This is a genomic window from Tardiphaga sp. 37S4, from assembly GCF_021044645.1.
Classification (GTDB): domain Bacteria; phylum Pseudomonadota; class Alphaproteobacteria; order Rhizobiales; family Xanthobacteraceae; genus Tardiphaga; species Tardiphaga robiniae.
In genome coordinates, this window is sequence record NZ_CP088008.1 from 5,058,356 (window position 1) to 5,075,006 (window position 16,651).

13 protein-coding genes are annotated in these 16,651 nt (G+C 61.6%); 4 read left to right on the forward strand and 9 right to left on the reverse strand.

What is annotated here, in order from left to right:
• Nucleotides 1–7 precede the first annotated feature (7 nt).
• The 7 genes from LPB73_RS23985 to LPB73_RS24015 form a co-directional block, all read right to left on the reverse strand.
• On the reverse strand, nucleotides 8–712 hold the full coding sequence (locus LPB73_RS23985; protein WP_231078436.1) for an ABC transporter ATP-binding protein: 705 nt from the start codon (nucleotides 710–712) through the stop codon (nucleotides 8–10).
• Complete coding sequence (locus LPB73_RS23990; protein ID WP_120287883.1) at nucleotides 705–1,424, reverse strand: ABC transporter ATP-binding protein; 720 nt, start codon at nucleotides 1,422–1,424, stop codon at nucleotides 705–707. The genes LPB73_RS23985 and LPB73_RS23990 overlap by 8 nt, the downstream gene beginning before the upstream one ends.
• A gap of 45 nt (nucleotides 1,425–1,469) precedes the next feature.
• Nucleotides 1,470–2,714: an ABC transporter substrate-binding protein gene (locus LPB73_RS23995; RefSeq protein ID WP_231078437.1), complete on the reverse strand. Its 1,245-nt coding sequence runs from the start codon at nucleotides 2,712–2,714 to the stop codon at nucleotides 1,470–1,472.
• 209 nt (nucleotides 2,715–2,923) lie between these two features.
• Nucleotides 2,924–3,871 (reverse strand): glutathione S-transferase family protein, encoded by a 948-nt coding sequence (locus LPB73_RS24000; RefSeq protein ID WP_231078438.1) that lies wholly within the window; start codon nucleotides 3,869–3,871, stop codon nucleotides 2,924–2,926.
• A gap of 19 nt (nucleotides 3,872–3,890) precedes the next feature.
• Nucleotides 3,891–4,100 carry a hypothetical protein gene (locus tag LPB73_RS24005; protein ID WP_068737702.1) on the reverse strand — a complete coding sequence of 70 codons (210 nt, stop codon included), beginning with the start codon at nucleotides 4,098–4,100 and terminating at the stop codon, nucleotides 3,891–3,893.
• Nucleotides 4,101–4,233: 133 nt separating this feature from the next.
• The gene (locus tag LPB73_RS24010; RefSeq protein WP_231078439.1) at nucleotides 4,234–5,514 is read right to left on the reverse strand and encodes an MFS transporter; all 1,281 of its coding nucleotides are present in this window, start codon (nucleotides 5,512–5,514) and stop codon (nucleotides 4,234–4,236) included.
• An 84-nt stretch (nucleotides 5,515–5,598) separates the two neighbouring features.
• Nucleotides 5,599–7,881: an FdhF/YdeP family oxidoreductase gene (locus LPB73_RS24015; RefSeq protein ID WP_231078440.1), complete on the reverse strand. Its 2,283-nt coding sequence runs from the start codon at nucleotides 7,879–7,881 to the stop codon at nucleotides 5,599–5,601.
• Between the two features lie 192 nt (nucleotides 7,882–8,073).
• On the opposite strand from LPB73_RS24015, the gene LPB73_RS24020 reads away from it, so the two are divergent.
• The 3 genes from LPB73_RS24020 (at nucleotide 8,074) to LPB73_RS24030 (ending at nucleotide 11,645) form a co-directional block, all read left to right on the forward strand.
• Nucleotides 8,074–9,186: an alkene reductase gene (locus LPB73_RS24020; protein ID WP_231078441.1), complete on the forward strand. Its 1,113-nt coding sequence runs from the start codon at nucleotides 8,074–8,076 to the stop codon at nucleotides 9,184–9,186.
• Between the two features lie 80 nt (nucleotides 9,187–9,266).
• On the forward strand, nucleotides 9,267–9,458 hold the full coding sequence (locus LPB73_RS24025) for a hypothetical protein (protein ID WP_081422070.1): 192 nt from the start codon (nucleotides 9,267–9,269) through the stop codon (nucleotides 9,456–9,458).
• 96 nt (nucleotides 9,459–9,554) lie between these two features.
• Complete coding sequence (locus tag LPB73_RS24030) at nucleotides 9,555–11,645, forward strand: molybdopterin-containing oxidoreductase family protein (RefSeq protein ID WP_231078442.1); 2,091 nt, start codon at nucleotides 9,555–9,557, stop codon at nucleotides 11,643–11,645.
• Between the two features lie 9 nt (nucleotides 11,646–11,654).
• Here the strand turns inward: LPB73_RS24030 and LPB73_RS24035 are convergent, their stop codons facing one another.
• Nucleotides 11,655–13,778 carry a molybdopterin-containing oxidoreductase family protein gene (locus LPB73_RS24035; RefSeq protein WP_120287878.1) on the reverse strand — a complete coding sequence of 708 codons (2,124 nt, stop codon included), beginning with the start codon at nucleotides 13,776–13,778 and terminating at the stop codon, nucleotides 11,655–11,657.
• Between the two features lie 184 nt (nucleotides 13,779–13,962).
• On the opposite strand from LPB73_RS24035, the gene LPB73_RS24040 reads away from it, so the two are divergent.
• Nucleotides 13,963–14,880, forward strand: a complete 918-nt coding sequence (locus LPB73_RS24040) for a helix-turn-helix domain-containing protein (RefSeq protein WP_231078444.1) — start codon at nucleotides 13,963–13,965, stop codon at nucleotides 14,878–14,880.
• Nucleotides 14,881–14,901: 21 nt separating this feature from the next.
• Here LPB73_RS24040 and LPB73_RS24045 read toward each other — a convergent pair whose 3' ends face one another.
• Nucleotides 14,902–16,539, reverse strand: a complete 1,638-nt coding sequence (locus LPB73_RS24045) for a GMC family oxidoreductase (protein WP_231078445.1) — start codon at nucleotides 16,537–16,539, stop codon at nucleotides 14,902–14,904.
• Nucleotides 16,540–16,651 lie beyond the last annotated feature (112 nt).

The window sequence follows — 16,651 nt, forward strand, 5'->3', positions numbered from 1 at the left end:
TCTCCGATCACAGACCAAGATAGGCGCTGCGCGTGCGCGGATCGTTCTTCACGGTCTCCGCATCACCCTCGACCGCCACCTGCCCGCGCTCCAGCACGTAGCAGCGCTTGGCGTGGCGCAACGTCAAATTCAGATTCTGCTCCACCAGCAGGATGGTCAGCCCGTCGGCATGCAACTTGTCGATGATCTCGAAAATATACTGCACGAATAGCGGCGACAGACCGAGCGAGGGCTCATCGAGCATCAGCAGCTTGGCTTCCGCCATCAGCCCGCGACCGATGGCCAGCATCTGCTGCTCGCCGCCTGATAGTGAACCGGCACTCTGGGTCAGCCGCTCGCCAAGCCGCGGAAACAAACCGATGACTTTTTCCATCTGTTGCGGACGATGCTTGCGCGCATGCGCATTGATGCCGCCAAGCAGAAGATTTTCGCGGATGCTCATTTCCGGAAACACCAGACGGCCTTCCGGCACCTGCACGATGCCGAGCTCGACACGCGCCTGCGGCGTTAATTTGCTGATGTCCTCACCCAGAAACAAGATACGGCCGGATATCGGCTTGACCATTCCGGACAGCGCATTGATCAGCGTGGTCTTGCCGGCGTTGTTGGCGCCGAGCAGGCCAACGATCTCACCCGCAGCTATCTTGGCATTGATGTCGCGCAGCACCGGCACGCTACCATAGCCTGCAACCAGGTTATCGATCTCAAGCATCGAGATGATCTCCGAAATAGGCATCGACGACGCGCTGATCCCGAAGGATCTCGTCGGGCGTGCCCTGCGCGATCTTCTCGCCGAAATTGATCACCACCATACGCTGCGCCAGCCGCATGATGACCGGCATCACATGCTCAACCATCACGATGGTGACGCCCTGCTTGTTGAGCTCCTCGATGATCGCGATCGGCGCGGCGGTCTCGGCCATGGTCAGGCCGGCCATCACTTCGTCGAGCAGAATGCAGCGCGGATCAGTAGCGATGCACTTCGCCAGTTCCAGCAGCTTCTTGTCCTGCAGCGACAGTGTCGCCGGTGTCTTGTGTTCCTTGCCGCCGAGACCGACGCGCAGCAGTGCTTGCGCTGCATAGTCGATCGCCTCGCGCATCGGCCGGCGTGTCAATGCCGCGGTCGTGACGACGTCGAGCGCCGTCATGTCGGCAAAGGACTGGACGATCTGGAAGGAGCGCATCAATCCGCGGCGCACCAGCCGATCCGGCGACACCCCGATAATGCTTTCACCGTCATAAACAACGTCGCCCGCGCTCGGCGGAATGAAGCCGGAGATCACACCGAACAAAGTGGTCTTGCCGGCACCGTTCGGGCCAATGATGCCAAGAATTTCGCCTTTCTCGACGTCGAAGCTCACCGCGTTGAGCGCGATCAGACCGCCAAACCGCCTGGTGATGTTGGAGACTTCCAGAAATGCCACAGCCGTCCACTCTCTAGGTTGCGCTCAGTCTTACTACAGCGCCGATCAGGACTTCGGCCGCGGCGGCACCTGGGCAAATTCCTTCGGGAATACGACTTGCTGATCCTGCTCGGGAGTCCACTGGATGAACATCGCAGAACCGTCCTTGAGCAAACGGTCTTCTGCGAATTGCAGGCCCTTCGGCTTGGCGATGTAGAGGTTCGGATCGCCTGCCGGAATGTTGACGTTCTTCAGCGCCTCGAGCAACGCATCGCTCTGCAGCGACTTGGCATTCTCAAGCACCTGCTGCAGCACGCGCGCCGCCTGGGCGTATTGCACCGCGCCCTGGCCGATTTTTTCGAGCTTGGCGACATCGCGCAATTCCGTGACGATCTTCTGCATCGACTCGATCTTGGCGCCGGCGCTGAAGCCGGTCATACCGAACAGGTTCTTCGTCAGCACGGCCTTGCCGATCTCGGGGCCGAGATCCTTCCAGAGCGACAGATCCGAGTAGCCGCCGGTGCCACCGCAGAAGATGCTGCCGTGATAGTTCAGATTGTAACGCGCCTGATGCAGCAGAATGCCATCGCGCGGCGTCACGAGGCCGACAACGACATCCGGCTTGAGCGAGCGGATACGAACCATGGCCGCCGTCTGGTCCTGCGCACGAATATCGAGCGCGGCTTCGCCGATGATCTGGATGCCGCTGGCCTTCAGCTTCTCGACCAGGAATTTGTTCGACTGCTGGCCGGCCTCGTAATTCGAATAGGCCATGACGGCAGTCTTGATCGGAAACTTGAAATCATCGCGCAATGAGATGACGAAGTCATGCATGGTCTGCGCATAGCCGCGATCATAGGGATAACCCAGCGTGAACATATAGTTCGACTGCGACCCACCAGCCCAGACCGACAGCGTCGGAATCTTGGCTTCGTCGACCACCGGCGTCAGCGCCAACATTTGTGCGCTGAGAATGGTGCCAGTCAGAAGCTGCACCTTTTCCTCGGTGATCAGGCGCCGCGCTTCGGCAGCGGTCCGCGCCGGCTGGCTGGTGTCGTCCGCCAGCACCAGCTCGATTCTGGCGCCGCCCTTGCTCTTGATGCCGCCTTCGGCATTGATCTTCTTGATGATGTATTCGAAAGCCGGCTGGCCTTCCTGCGCGTAAGCCGCAAGACCGCCGCTCATCGAATTGACCATGCCGATGCGGATCGCCGGCTCGGCGGCGCCTGCGCTACGAATGAAAGGCGCGGCGATCGGCCCCGCCAGAACGGCAGAGGCACCAAGTCCAAACGTGCGGCGGGTCATGGTCATGTCATATCCTCCGATGCGCAACGTCGCTGAAGCGGCGCGCTTTCTTGTTCTGTTACTGGGCGCTGGAGTGTCGAACACCGCGTTGCAGATTGGGAGTCTGCATATCGCAGTCGGGCAGCGTTTTTCGGACTTAGCCGCGTTTGCGCAGCTGCGTCAAATTGCGGCGCATGGAAATCGCGAATGAGGGCCATGCATCCGTGACGGGGCTTTCACAGTCGCGCAATCGCAAAGCCTGCACGCGGGAAATGTACAACCGTCGCGCCGACATCGGGATCCTCACGCCGCAAAGCGATGCTGTCATGACCCGCAGAAACAAACGCACCGATGACGGGATCGAAACCCCAATCGGTCGGCATGACCGATACCATTACGCCTTCCTTAAACGGCAGACCTTGATCATCTGCAATATCGTTATGAGGAGAAGCAGATGTCGCCATAGGCTGACAGAGCCGCGCTATGTCCAGCGCCTGCTCGGGCGACAGCTCCTCAACCATTCCGTGCCCCAGCGCAGCAACCCGGTCCATCCACGCGAGAACGCGCGGATGCTCGGCAAGACCTTCGCTCTCACCGAGATTGCCGCGCGCGTACCAGAGCGGGTGGTAGACGGCGATGTCGGCAAGTAACGGCGCGTTGCCGAGCAGGAATGCGTCGCCAAGCGCAAGCCAATCGCTGAGCCAGGCAAGATGAATGCGAAACTGGTTGCGCAGCGCAGGAATCTGCTCACGCATCTTCACGCTGTCCCAACCATCGAACTTGCCTGACGTGAAACTCGCGCGATCAGTATGCAGCTCCCGCGGAAAACGATCGCCGTTCAGGCCGAAGACCAGTCCAAGAGCATTGGCAAAGAGCGCGCGATCGGCCCAGGCCGCGATGATATCGGCCTGACCGCGCGTGCCCGTCGGATAAAGCGTCGTCTCGAGAAAACGCCGCTCAAGCTCCGCGAGAATGCGGCGCGTATCGCAATAGACGTCTGCGCCGATCTGCAGCACCGGAACGCGGCGATAGCCTCCGGTGAGCGCCACGAGCTGTGGCTTCGGCGCGATCCGCGGCTGGATCACCGATCGCCAAGACAGCCCCTTCAATCCGAAGGCGACGCGCACCTTCTCGGCAAACGGCGAACGCGGATAGTGATGCAGAACAAGATCGGTCGCCGTCACTGCATCCCTTGCCTGTCAGCTATGTCGCATGCACCGCCGTCGTCGCACCGGCGGAATACATCGCCTCGAATTCGGCAATCGGATGCGGAAGTCCATCCGGGCCGGTGATTTCAACATCCCAGCTGCCGTCGTCGAGCAGCTCCCTGGCCTTCTTGACAGCTCCGGCCGCGTTGTCGCGGCGGAGTGAAACAGTCCCTGACGTATCGGTTCCCCTGACGAAAAACGGCAAGTCACGTCCTCCCTGTGTGAGGCGCCCCGCAATGCGAGACCGCGCGCGACGTCTTGATCGCGTCACTCTGCGCATCAGACCACAGGACTCGCGGCAATTCCAGCAACTTGCCGTCGCAATCGTCATGAACCTGTTATGCAGCCCCGCGCTGCGCTGCGGGACGCGTCAACGCGAAGAAGACGAGGGTGCATACGGTCAGGAATACCGCCATTGAGATTAAAACTGCGGGCAATCCCCAGGCGGCGGCGATCGGACTGGTAGCCGATTGCATCACGGCGGTGCCGAGGAAGAATGACAGGTTTGCTGCAGAGAGCGCTTTGCCAATATTCTCGGCAGCGACGACCTGGCGGATCATCGCATAGACGAGCGGCTGCATCGCCACGAGAAGGCCGATGACCACAAGCAGGCCGGTATCGACTGCCACAGGCATCACTGGCAGGCCGAAAAGCGTGGCCAACGGATAGCCCGGTGCACCGAGCGCCATCACGAGCAGCAGCGCGGCGGCGCACAGATGGACCGCAAACAGCAGCACGCGGCGATGACCGAGCTTGCGATCGAGCAAACCCGACAGCGCCGGTCCGATCACTAGCGCAACCGTAAACAGAGCCAGTACATTGCCGGCCTCTATCCGCGACAGTCCCTTGATATTCATCAGCCAGGGACCTGCCCAAAGGCCACGCAACACGAGTTGAACCGCAAGTGACACGAAAGCGAGGATCACGATACCGCGCACAGCACGTGATACACCGAGTTGCAAAACCGAAACCATCTCGCCCAGAAGCGCGCGCGGCCGGCCTTCGGGACGCGATGCCGGCACCATGACCGCGATCAGCATGGCCACGACAATAGCCGCGGCCGCCGCAATCCAGAAACCGGCGCGCCAGCCCCAGTGCTCGACGACGTAAGCAAGCGGACTGGCCGACAACAGCAGCCCCGCATTGCCGAATGACAGAATGATGCCGGACCACAGACCGAACTGCGCTGGTGTCAGCCGCTTGGCCGCGAGCGTCATCGGGCACATCAGCATGCCCGACGTCGCCATGCCGATCGTTGCCTGCGACACGAAGAACGACAGAGGTCCTGTCGATAGCGCGGCAATCGCCGCGCCGCAGACCGTACCGGCGAACAGCACGAGCGACACCGTGCGGATGCTGTAGCGATCCAGCGCGACGCCGACCGGTATCTGCAGGAGCGCGAAGAAAAAATGATAGGCCGAAGTCAGCGCGGCCAGCGTCTGCGGCGTAACGCCGAGATCGGTCGACATCAAATCGATCGCGACCGCAGGCGTGGTGCGCAGCATGTTGGACAGTACATGCCCGCAGGTCAGAATGAGCATGGCGGCCACGAGGGCCACGCTCACGGGCGGATCGATGGCAACGGGCTTGAAGGCAGAAGAGTCGGCAGCACTGGTCATGGCGCTCGCCTACGCGGAAACACGGCGCGCATCAACCGCCACGAAAGCCGTGGCGGTCATGCTCTCTCAATGCTGCGGTGCAGCTTAGGCGGCCGATGCCTCGATCCGGATCGGGATCGATTTGTAAGCCGGCGTTCCCGACTTCAAATCGTGCTGGTCGAGCGACACGAGCACATTGGCCTCGGGATAATAGGCCGCCACCGATCCTTGTGGGATGTTGTAAGCCACCGCCGTCACCCGACGCAGCGCGCGCGGCGCGCTGTCCGGACGATCCAGCACGATGTCGATCAGATCACCGTGGCTCAGCCCGCGGCGGGCGAGGTCCTGCTCGTTGACGAACACCACATCGCGCCGCCCGGTGATGCCGCGATAGCGATCGTTCATACCGTAGATCGTGGTGTTGTACTGGTCGTGGCTGCGCAGTGTGGTCAGCGTCAACGCGGTCTCGGCGGGGCCGTCCTCATAGAGGCCGGAGAAAACCAGGAATTGCGCCTTCTTGCTCGGCGTCAGCCATTCCCGTTCCGAGGCGGCGTTGCGCAGCCGGAAGCCACCCGGCTTCTTGATCCGTGCATTGTAATCCTCGAAGGCCGGAAAGACCGACTCGATGGCGTCGCGGATCCTGCTGTAGTCGGCGACGTAATCGAGCCACTTCACCTTGGTATTCGGCAAAGTCGCGATGGCCATATCGGCAACGATCGCGGTTTCCGATTTCAAATGCTCCGACGCCGGCTTCAAGCCGCCGCGCGAGGCATGCACCATCGACATCGAATCTTCCACCGTCACCAGTTGCGGTCCCGTCGCCTGCACGTCGATCTCGGTGCGACCAAGGCATGGCAGGATGATCGACTCCTTTGCGATCAGCAGATGCGAGCGATTGAGCTTGGTGGCGATATGCACCACGAGATCGAGGCTGCGCATCGCCGGATAGGTCGCCTCGGGATCCGACATCGCGACCGCGAGATTGCCGCCAAGACAGATCAACGCCTTCGAACGTCCATCGCGGATCGCCTTCACCGACGCGACGGCGTCATGACCATGCGCAGTCGGCGGCTTGAAGTTGAAGGTGCGTTCGATGCCGTCGATCAGCGCGGCGTTGGGTACTTCGGTGATCCCCACGGTGCGGTCGCCCTGCACGTTGGAATGGCCGCGCAACGGCGAGATGCCGGCGCCGGGACGGCCGATGTTTCCGCGCAGCATCAGGAGATTCGCGATCTGCTGCACGTTACCGGTGCCGTGGCGATGTTGGGTAATACCCATGCCGTAATTGATGATCACGCTCTTGGCCCCGGCGTAGATATTGCCGAGGTTTTCGATATCGGCGCGCGGCAGGCCAGACGATTTCTCGATCGCCTCCCATGAGGTCGCATCGAGATCGGCCAGCAGCGCCTCGATGCCGTTGGTGTGTTCGGCGATGAAGGCGCGGTCGAGCACACCGGGACCGCCTTCGGCCAGGCTCGCAGCGTCGAGCGCCACGACGGCCTTCATCATGCCCTTCAGCACCGCAATGTCGCCGCCGACCTTGACCTGGTAATAGGTCGACGAGATCTGCGTAGAGCTCAACGTCAGCATTTCCGCGGGATGCTGCGGGGATGTGAATCGTTCCAGCCCGCGCTCGCGCAGCGGATTGATTGAAACGATAGCGGCACCGCGCTTGGAGCATTCGCGGAGCGTCGTCAGCATGCGCGGATGATTGGTGCCAGGATTGTGCCCGATGCAGAACACAGCATCCGCATGGTCGAAATCCTCCAGCGTCACCGTGCCCTTACCAACGCCGATGGATTCCGGAAGACCGACGCTGGTCGCCTCGTGACACATGTTCGAGCAATCGGGGAAATTGTTGGTGCCGAATTCGCGCACGAACAACTGATACATGAACGCTGCTTCGTTAGAGCAACGGCCCGACGTGTAGAATTCGGCCATGTTCGGATCGGGCAAAGCGCGCAAGCCGGCACCGATCCGCGCCATCGCATCCTCCCACGAGATCGGAAGATACTTGTCGCTAGCCTGGTCATAGGCCATCGGATGGGTGAGACGTCCCTCGTTTTCGAGGTCGTGATCATGCCATTCCCAGAGTTCGCTCACCGTATGGGCCGCAAAGAATTCCGGCGTCGTGCGCTTGGCCGTTGCTTCCCACGACACCGCCTTGGCGCCGTTCTCGCAGAATTCGAAGGACGATGTATGCTTTGGGTCAGGCCAGGCGCAGCCCGGGCAATCGAAGCCGTGCGGCTGGTTCATCGTCAGGAGGCCATGCGTTTCGTTGACCACCGCCAACTGTCCGCGCACCGCGTCGGCCACTGCTTTCAACGCGCCCCAACCTGCGGCGGCACCTTTGTAGTCTTCGACGCCCTGAACCTGCTTCTTCGCCATCGCGATCCGTCCTTCGTCGTCAGGGCCCATATGGCCCAACCTAATTCCGTCTCGTAGCATTAAAGGCTGTAATACAGCGAATAGATGCCATCAACTTTGATTGACCAGGCCTGCGCTGTATTGAACGATACGAACGCCGCGACACCTGTTCACCAAGGCTATCGCCCGATTGATATTTTGAATGGAGCGCCGATGACCTCTTCTTCCCTGTTCCAGCCGCTGCAAGTTGGCCCGTATCAACTCAGCCACCGGGTTGCGATGGCGCCGCTGACGCGCATGCGTGCCGAGAAGACATCTCTCGCTGCGTGGACGCTCAATGCCGAATATTATGCTCAGCGCGCGACCGAAGGCGGATTGATTATCGCCGAGGCGTCGCAGGTCATGCAGGAAGGGCAAGGCAACCCGAACACGCCGGGCATCTATTCGAAAGAGCAGATCGCCGGCTGGCGTCAGGTCACTGACGCCGTGCATGCCAAAGGCGGCATCATCTTCCTGCAGCTCTGGCATGTCGGCCGTGCCTCACATTCCTCGTTCCAGCCCGGCGGCGGGCTTCCGGTCGCGCCGTCAGCCATTGCGATCGACGCTACCACGCGGACGGCTTCAGGCGAGACGGTATCTTACGAAACGCCCCGCGCCCTGGAGACCAGCGAGATTCCCGGCATTATCGACGCCTACCGACAGGCCACGCGCAACGCCAGGGAAGCCGGCTTCGACGGCGTCGAGGTGCACGGCGCCAACGGCTATCTGCTCGAACAATTTCTGCAGACCCGCAGCAATCGGCGCACCGACCAATATGGTGGCTCAATCGAGAACCGCGCCCGCCTGCTGCTCGAAGTGACCAATGCCGTCATCGACGCCTGGAGCGCGGATCGTGTCGCCGTCCGCCTGTCGCCCTATGGTGTCTCGAATGACTCCGGCGAAGCCGATCCGATGCCGCTCTACAGCTATGTGGTCCGTGAGCTCGACAAGCTCGGCCTCGCCTACCTCCATTTCGTCGAGCCGCGCACCAGCGGCGTCGGCCGCGCGGAAGTGTTTCATAACAATGTGCCTAAAGCCTATGAGCTGTTCCGGCCGATGTGGAGCGGCGTGCTGGTCACGGCCGGCGGCTTCGACGGCACCTCCGCCGAGGAGGCCGTCGCTTCCGGCAGTGTCGACATCATCGCGTTCGGCCGCCCATTCATCGCCAATCCGGACCTGCCGGAGCGTATCAAGCGCAAGGCGCCCTTTACGCCTTATAACCGGGCGACGTTTTACGGCGGCGATGTGGCTGGCTACACCGACTACCCGGTGTTTGGCGCAGGCTAATCTGCGGATTATTCAATAGAAAGCACTTCTGGCGCGCTATAGTCTGCGTACGGCCCGTAGCGGGTCAGGAGTATCGCCCCATGGATTCCACCCTCTCAGCCGCCGAGCTCGACGATCGCATCGCCATCCTTCGCGACAATATCCGGCAGTTGATTGAGCAGGCCACCGCGGCTTCCGGCGAGAGCAACGAGGAGCGCACCGCGGATCGGCTGGCTCAGCAGAATGAGGAGCTGGACCGGCTGATCGCCCAACGCGACGCCCTGGGCAAATAGCCGAGAGGACTACGGACTGGAGGCCTGCCCGGTTGTCGGGCGGGATGCGTAAAACCACGGCTTTTCCTCCAGTAAACTTTTGGCTAGCTTGGCTGCATGAACGTTCAAGCCAAGATCGACATCAAGCACTCCACCTGCCCGCATGATTGCCCCTCTGCCTGCGCCCTCGACATCGAGGTGATCGGCGGAAACACGATCGGCCGGGTCCGCGGCTCCAAGGAGCAAAGCTATACCGCCGGCGTGGTCTGCGCGAAGGTCGCGCGCTATGCCGAGCGCATCCATCACCCCGAACGGCTGATGTATCCGATGCGCCGCACGGGCCCGAAGGGCTCCGGCCATTTCACCCGCATCACCTGGGACGAGGCGCTCGACGAGATCGCTTTGAGGTTCAACGAGGCCGAGCGCGACTTCGGCGCGGAGTCGGTGTTTCCCTATTACTATGCCGGCACCATGGGCCTGGTGATGCGCGATGGCATCAACCGCCTTGCCAATGTGAAGAAGTATTCGCGCTTTTACTCGACGATCTGCGCAACCGTTGCCTGGGCTGGCTTTGCCGCCGGCACCGGCAAGGTCGCCGGCGTCGATCCGCGCGAGATGGCGAAGTCGGACCTGATCGTGATCTGGGGCACCAACCCCGTCTCGACGCAGATCAATGTGATGACCCACGTCTCCCGCGCCCGGAAAGAGCGCGGCACCAAGCTTGCCGTCGTCGATATCTACGATAACGACACCATGAAGCAGGCCGACATCAAGATCCTGCTGCGACCAGGTACAGACGGCGCCTTCGCCGCCAGCGTGATGCATGTGCTGTTCCGCGACGGCCTGGCTGATCGCGACTATCTCGCCAAATATACCGACCACTCGCCCGAGTTCGAGGCGCATCTGGCGGCGCGCACGCCGCAATGGGCCTCAGACATTTGCGGCGTGCCCGCTGCGGAAATCGAAGCCTTCGCGCGCCTGGTCGGCGAGACCAAGCGCAGCTATTTCCGCCTCGGCTACGGCTTCACCCGCAGCCGCAACGGAGCCGCGCAGATGCATGCAGCGCTGTGCGTGCCCACCGTTACCGGCGCCTGGCAATATGAAGGTGGCGGCGCTTTCTTCAACAATGCCGCAATCTGGAAATTCGACAAGACGCTGATCGAGGGCCTCGACGTGCTCGACGAGAGCGTTCGGCGTCTTGATCAGTCGAAGATCGGCCGCATTCTGACCGGTGACGCGGAAGCCTTGCACAACGGCCCGCCAGTGAAGGCGATGCTGATCCAGAACACCAATCCGATGACGGTGGCGCCCGAGCAGGCCTTGGTGCGGCAGGGCTTTGCCCGCGAAGACCTGTTCGTCGCGGTGCATGAGCAGTTCATGACCGAAACGGCCATGATGGCCGATATCGTGCTGCCGGCGACCATGTTCATGGAGCACGACGATCTCTATTACGCCGGCGGCAACCAGCACATCTCGGTCGGTGCCAAGCTGATCGATGCGCCGGAAGAATGCCGCTCGAACCACGACGTTCTGCAGGGCATCGCCACCCGCCTCGGCGCGAAACACCGCGCGTTCGATATGCATCCGCGCGACATCATCGACGAGACGCTGCAAGTCAGCGGCCGCGGTGGCATCGAAGGGCTGGAGGCCGACAAATGGCGCGATATCCAGCCGGATTTCCGCACCTCGCACTATCTCGACGGTTTCGCCCATGCCGACGGCAAATTCCACTTCAAGGCGGACTGGTCGACAGTGCCGATGCCCAATGCCGGGCTGATGGGCGCGTGGGACGAGATGCCGTCGTTCCCCGACCACTGGGCGGTGATCGAACAGGTCGATGAGGCGCATCCGTTTCGTCTGGCCACGAGCCCGTCGCGCAGCTTCCTCAACACCTCGTTCAACGAGACGCCATCATCGCAGGCCCGCGAGGGTGCACCCAGTGTGATGATGCACCCCGTCGACGCGGCGAGGCTCGGCATTGCCGATGGCGATGCCGTGACACTCGGCAACACGCGCGGCGAGACGACCCTGACCGCGCGTATCTTCGAGGGCCTGCGGCGCGGCGTGCTGATTGCGGAATCGGTGCACCCCAACAAGGCGCATATCGGCGGTCATGGCATCAATATGCTGACAGCAGGCGAAGCCGTCGCGCCCTATGGCGGCGCGGCGTTTCACGACAACAAGGTGTGGGTGAAGAAGGCGGGATAGCCCGCCTTCTTACGCCGTCGATACCTGCACCAGGATGTCGGAGAAGGTCGGCGCACGTCCGAGATCGGCCATCGCCGGCGAAGTCAGCGCATGCACCGTTGCACTCTTGCGGGTCGAGCGTTGCCAATAGCCGCTCGGTGCCACCACCACGCCGGGCTTCACATCCGCCGAGATGGTGACGAGCGCCTCGAACGAGCCGCGATCGTTATAGACACGGATCGGCGCGCCCGCTTCGATGCCACGTACTGCAGCATCGTCGGGATGCAGTAGTACGGCCTGCTCGCCGGCATGATGGAGCTGCTTCGGCATATTGCCGAAATTGGAATTCAAGAATGCGTGGCTCTTCGGCGAGATCAGGCTGAGCGGATATCTCTTCGCCAGCTCGGGATTGGTCTGCGGCGATTCTCGTGGTGGAATATAGGACGGCAACGGATCGACCGGCTCGCCGGACTGTTGGCCACCATAGCCCTGCCGGAACAGCGGCACGACGAAATTGCCGCCGGCGGCGATCGAGGATTTGAATTCGCATTTGCCTGACGGCGTGAAAAAATTGCCTTCGCGATGTGGCGCGTAAGTATCGGATCCCTCGACTTTCAAGCGCGCATAGCCGGTTTGCTTCAATTGCTCGATGGTGATGTTTTCCAGCACGGGACTGGTCCAGTCCATCGAATCCGCAATCATCTCGTCATCGCTGCGGAAGAACGACGGATCGTCGATGCCCATGGCGGCGGCGAGCCTGCGAAACAGCTCAGTGTTCGATACGGCTTCGCCGAGGGGTTCGATCGCCTGGTTGTTGTAGGACAGATAAAGATGCCCCCACGAGAACATTAGATCCTTCTGTTCGAGCTGCGTCGTCGCCGGCAACACGATATCGGCAAAGCGCGCGGTGTCGGTCATGAAGTGTTCGCTGACGACGGTAAACAGATCCTCACGCGCCAGGCCAGCCTCGATCTTGCCCTGCTCTGTGACCATGGCCATCGGATTGGCATTGTAGACGCACAGCGACTTGATCGGTGGATCGAAACCAAGCTCGCCGGTGAGCACCGGGCCGAGTTGCCACAGATTCACGATGCGCAGATCCTCTCCTTGTAGGTCCGGGCGCATCAGCACGTCCCATTTCACCGGAAACGCCCAGATCGGCAGCTGCAGCAGACCGCCGCCGACGTGACGCCAGGCACCGATCAGCGCGGGCAGACATGAGATCGCGCGCACGGTCTGGCCTCCGCCGGCATGTCGCTCGACGGCGACGCCGATGCGGATTACCGCGGGCGGCGTGGTGGCATATTCACGCGCCAGCGTGCGGATGTCGTCCGCCGCGATCCCGGTGATTCCAGACACGTAGTCGGGCGTGTAAATCGCGGCACGTTCGGCCAGCTCGTCATAGCCGATCGAATAGTTGTCGACGTAATCGCGATCGATCAGCCCCTCGGTGGTGATGACGTGGATGAGGCCCAGCGCCAGCGCCGCGTCTGTCCCCGGCCTTATAGCGATGTGCCAGTCCGCCTGCTGCGCGGTCCGCGTCCGCACGGGATCGATGACCACAAGCTTGGCGCCGTTCTTCATCGCCTGCTTGATATAAGGCCAGTGATGCGAGTTGGTGCTGAGCGTGTTGCAGGCCCAGAGGATGATGTATTTGGAATGGACGAAGCTCTCCGGATCGGTACCCGGCGTATGGCCTATCGTCATCAGATAGGCAGTACAGGCGCCGGAATCGCAGAACGTACGTTCGGCCACCGTGGCGCCGAGCTTGTTGAACAGGGGATCGCCGACATTGAGGCCGTTGATGATGCCCTGGGTGCCAAGATAGCTGCACGGCAGGATCGCCTTGGCGCCGTCCTCAGCGATGATCGTCTTCCATTTGCCGGCGATCTCGGACAGCGCGGCACCCCATGAGATGCGCGTAAACTGGCCACTGCCCTTCGGCCCCGAGCGCCGCATCGGATAGAGAATGCGCTGGTCGCTATAGACGCGCTCCTGATAATCGTTGACCTTCACGCAGAGCCGACCTTGCGTGAACGGGTGATCCGGATTGCCCCGCACGGACACGGCGCGGCCATCTTCGACCGTCGTGATCATGGAGCAGGTGTCGGGGCAATCATGGGGGCATGCACCAATTACGGTTATCTGGGTCAAGCTGGCCTCCGCTGGCTACCGATCTGGGTCGATGCCGAGCATGCTGAGCTGACGGACTGTTGGCTTTTCCGAGCCTGCTGTTCTGTTTGCAAATCCTGCTGACCACGCGGCGGGTTCCGCCCCGCGCCCATGGCACAGGAATTGAATGTTAAGCGGCGATCATTTCAGCGAGTGGGGGTTGGCTATGACGATTGCAGGCCACGGCGCGGAAAAGTATGTCACCGGACATCTCATCGATGGGTCTCAGGACCGGAATTGGCCCCATCTGCTCGCGGAGCGCTGGAGCCATCGGGCCGGCGATTTACCCTCGGTGCTGCCACGAGATACCGAGATTGCCATGTTCCTGCGCGGCAACTCGGTCGTAGAGCGTCAGGGCGGCGGTATGCGGCAACGAACGTCGGGCCATCGCGGCACCATCTGGCTCTGCCCCGCCGGCATTCGCGAAGAATATATCAACGTCTCCGAACCGGTCGCGGACTGCCTGCACATCTATCTTCCCGGCCAGCCCTTTGAGGACACGCTTCTGCAGGATCTGGAAATCGATCCATCACGTATGACCTTGCGCTATGAGAGCGTCGATCATGATCCATTCATCGAACAGGTCGCCGAGCTGATCCTGCAGGAGCTGAATACCGAGACCTCCGCCGGCCGACTGCTGATTGAAACACTCAGCAGTGCATTGTCCGCACATCTCGTTCACAAATATGCGGCGAACGCGCTTCCGCTGAAGCCGCCACCGTCATCCGACAAGCCATTGGATCAACGGCGGCTGGCGCGGGTAATCGAATTCGTTGACGCCAACATCTCGCGCGAATTCGCGGTCGCCGATATGGCCCGCACGGCCTGTCTCAGCCCGGCGCATTTCGCGCGGGTGTTCAAGGTCCGAACCGGTCTCACACCGCATCAGTTCGTCAGCGAACGGCGGCTGACACTGGCGAAACAAATGCTGGCGGATCTGTATCGACCAATCGTCGATGTCGCCTATACCGCGGGCTTTTCATCTCAAGCCAATTTTACCCGCGCCTTCCGCCGGGCGACCAACATGACGCCCGGCCAGTTCCGCGGCCAGACAGCCGCCTATCGGATGTCCGACGAACTGTAGCGCTGGAGCTCGCAACTGGAGCTACCGCGCATCCTCCAGGATCATATCCGACGCCTTTTCGGCAATCATGATCACCGGCGCGTTGGTGTTGCCCGACATCAGGTCCGGCATGATGGATGCATCGATCACGCGCAGACCTTCCAACCCACACACGCGCAGGCGCTGATCGACCACCGCTTTCGTATCATTGCCCATCCGGCACGTCGAGGTCGGGTGATAGACCGTGCTGCCGCGCTGGCGGCAATAAGCGAGCCATTGCTCATCGGTCACCGTGCCCGGGCCGGGCTCGACCTCTTTCGTCACGAAGGGCTTCATCGCCGGCGCGTTCAGCATCTTGCGCAGGATCTTGAGCCCTTCGACATTCGCCGTACGATCCGTTTCGGTCGCGAGATAATTGATCCGGATCGCCGGCGGCACCGAAGGATCCGCGCTCTTGATGCGCAGCGAGCCGCGGCTTTCCGGGCGCAGCTGACAGACTGAGGCGGAGAAGCCCGAGAACGGATGCAGTTTCTCGCCCATCTTGTCGGTGGAGAACGGCAGGAAGTGGATCTGGATATCTGGCGACGCCATGCGCGGATCGGTCTTGAAGAAGGCGCCGGTGGTGCCGGCAGCATAGGTCAGCGGACCGGTGCGGAACGCCGCATATTGCAGACCCATCATCGCCCTGCGCACCGGATGATTGACGAAGTCATTGAGCGTGATCTTCTGCGGACACTCCATCACCATCCGGACCTGCATGTGATCCTGCAAATCGCTGCCGACGCCGGGTGCATCGAGGAGGACCTCGATGCCGTGTTCCTTGAGCAGATCGGCGGGACCGACGCCGGACAGCTGCAACAGCTGCGGTGAATTATAGGCCCCGCTCGACACCAGCACTTCCTTGCGGGCGCGCGCCTTGCGCACCACGCCATGCTGCTTGAATTCGATGCCGATGGCACGTTTGCCTTCGAACAGAATACGCTGTGCCAGCGCTTCGGTCTCGACACGGACCTTGCCCTGCTTCAATGCCGGGCGCAGATAGGCCCGCGCGGTCGAGGCGCGGCGGCCGCCCTTTGTCGTGGTCTGGAACCAGCCAGCGCCTTCCTGCGTGGCACCGTTGAAGTCGTTGTTCACGGGAATGCCGGTCTCGGCAGCAGCGGCGATGAAGGCCTCCGACAACGGATCGGGGCAGCGCGAATCCGACACCGGCAGCGGGCCACCGACGCCGTGATACTCGCTCGGCCCACGCGTCTGATTTTCCGCCTTCTTGAAATAGGGCAGCACGTCGTCATAGCCCCAGCCGGTATTGCCGAGCTGGCGCCAGCGATCGTAATCCTCGTGCTGACCGCGTACATAGAGCAAGCCGTTGATGGAGCTGGAGCCACCGAGCACTTTTCCGCGCGGCTGAAACACTGAGCGTCCATTGAGGCCCGGTTCGGGCTCGGTCTGATACATCCAGTTGACGGACTTCTCCTTGAAGAGCTTGCCGTAGCCGAGCGGCACGTGAATCCAGATATTGCGGTCCTTCGGGCCGGCTTCCAGCAGCAGCACCGAATATTTACCGGATGCCGATAGGCGATTGGCCAGCACGCAACCGGCCGAGCCGGCACCGACGATAATGTAATCAGCCTCAATGGCATCAGCCGACGCGCGATGCGCCTGCGCAGTTTGACCGCTCATGTTTCCCCCAATTGTTTTCAACAACTGAAAACGGAAATGGCGGGGATGTAAATGGGCGTGCCCTGAAGCATGGCACGCATGCGGCTAGAATCGTCGCAATGCGAAAGCGAGC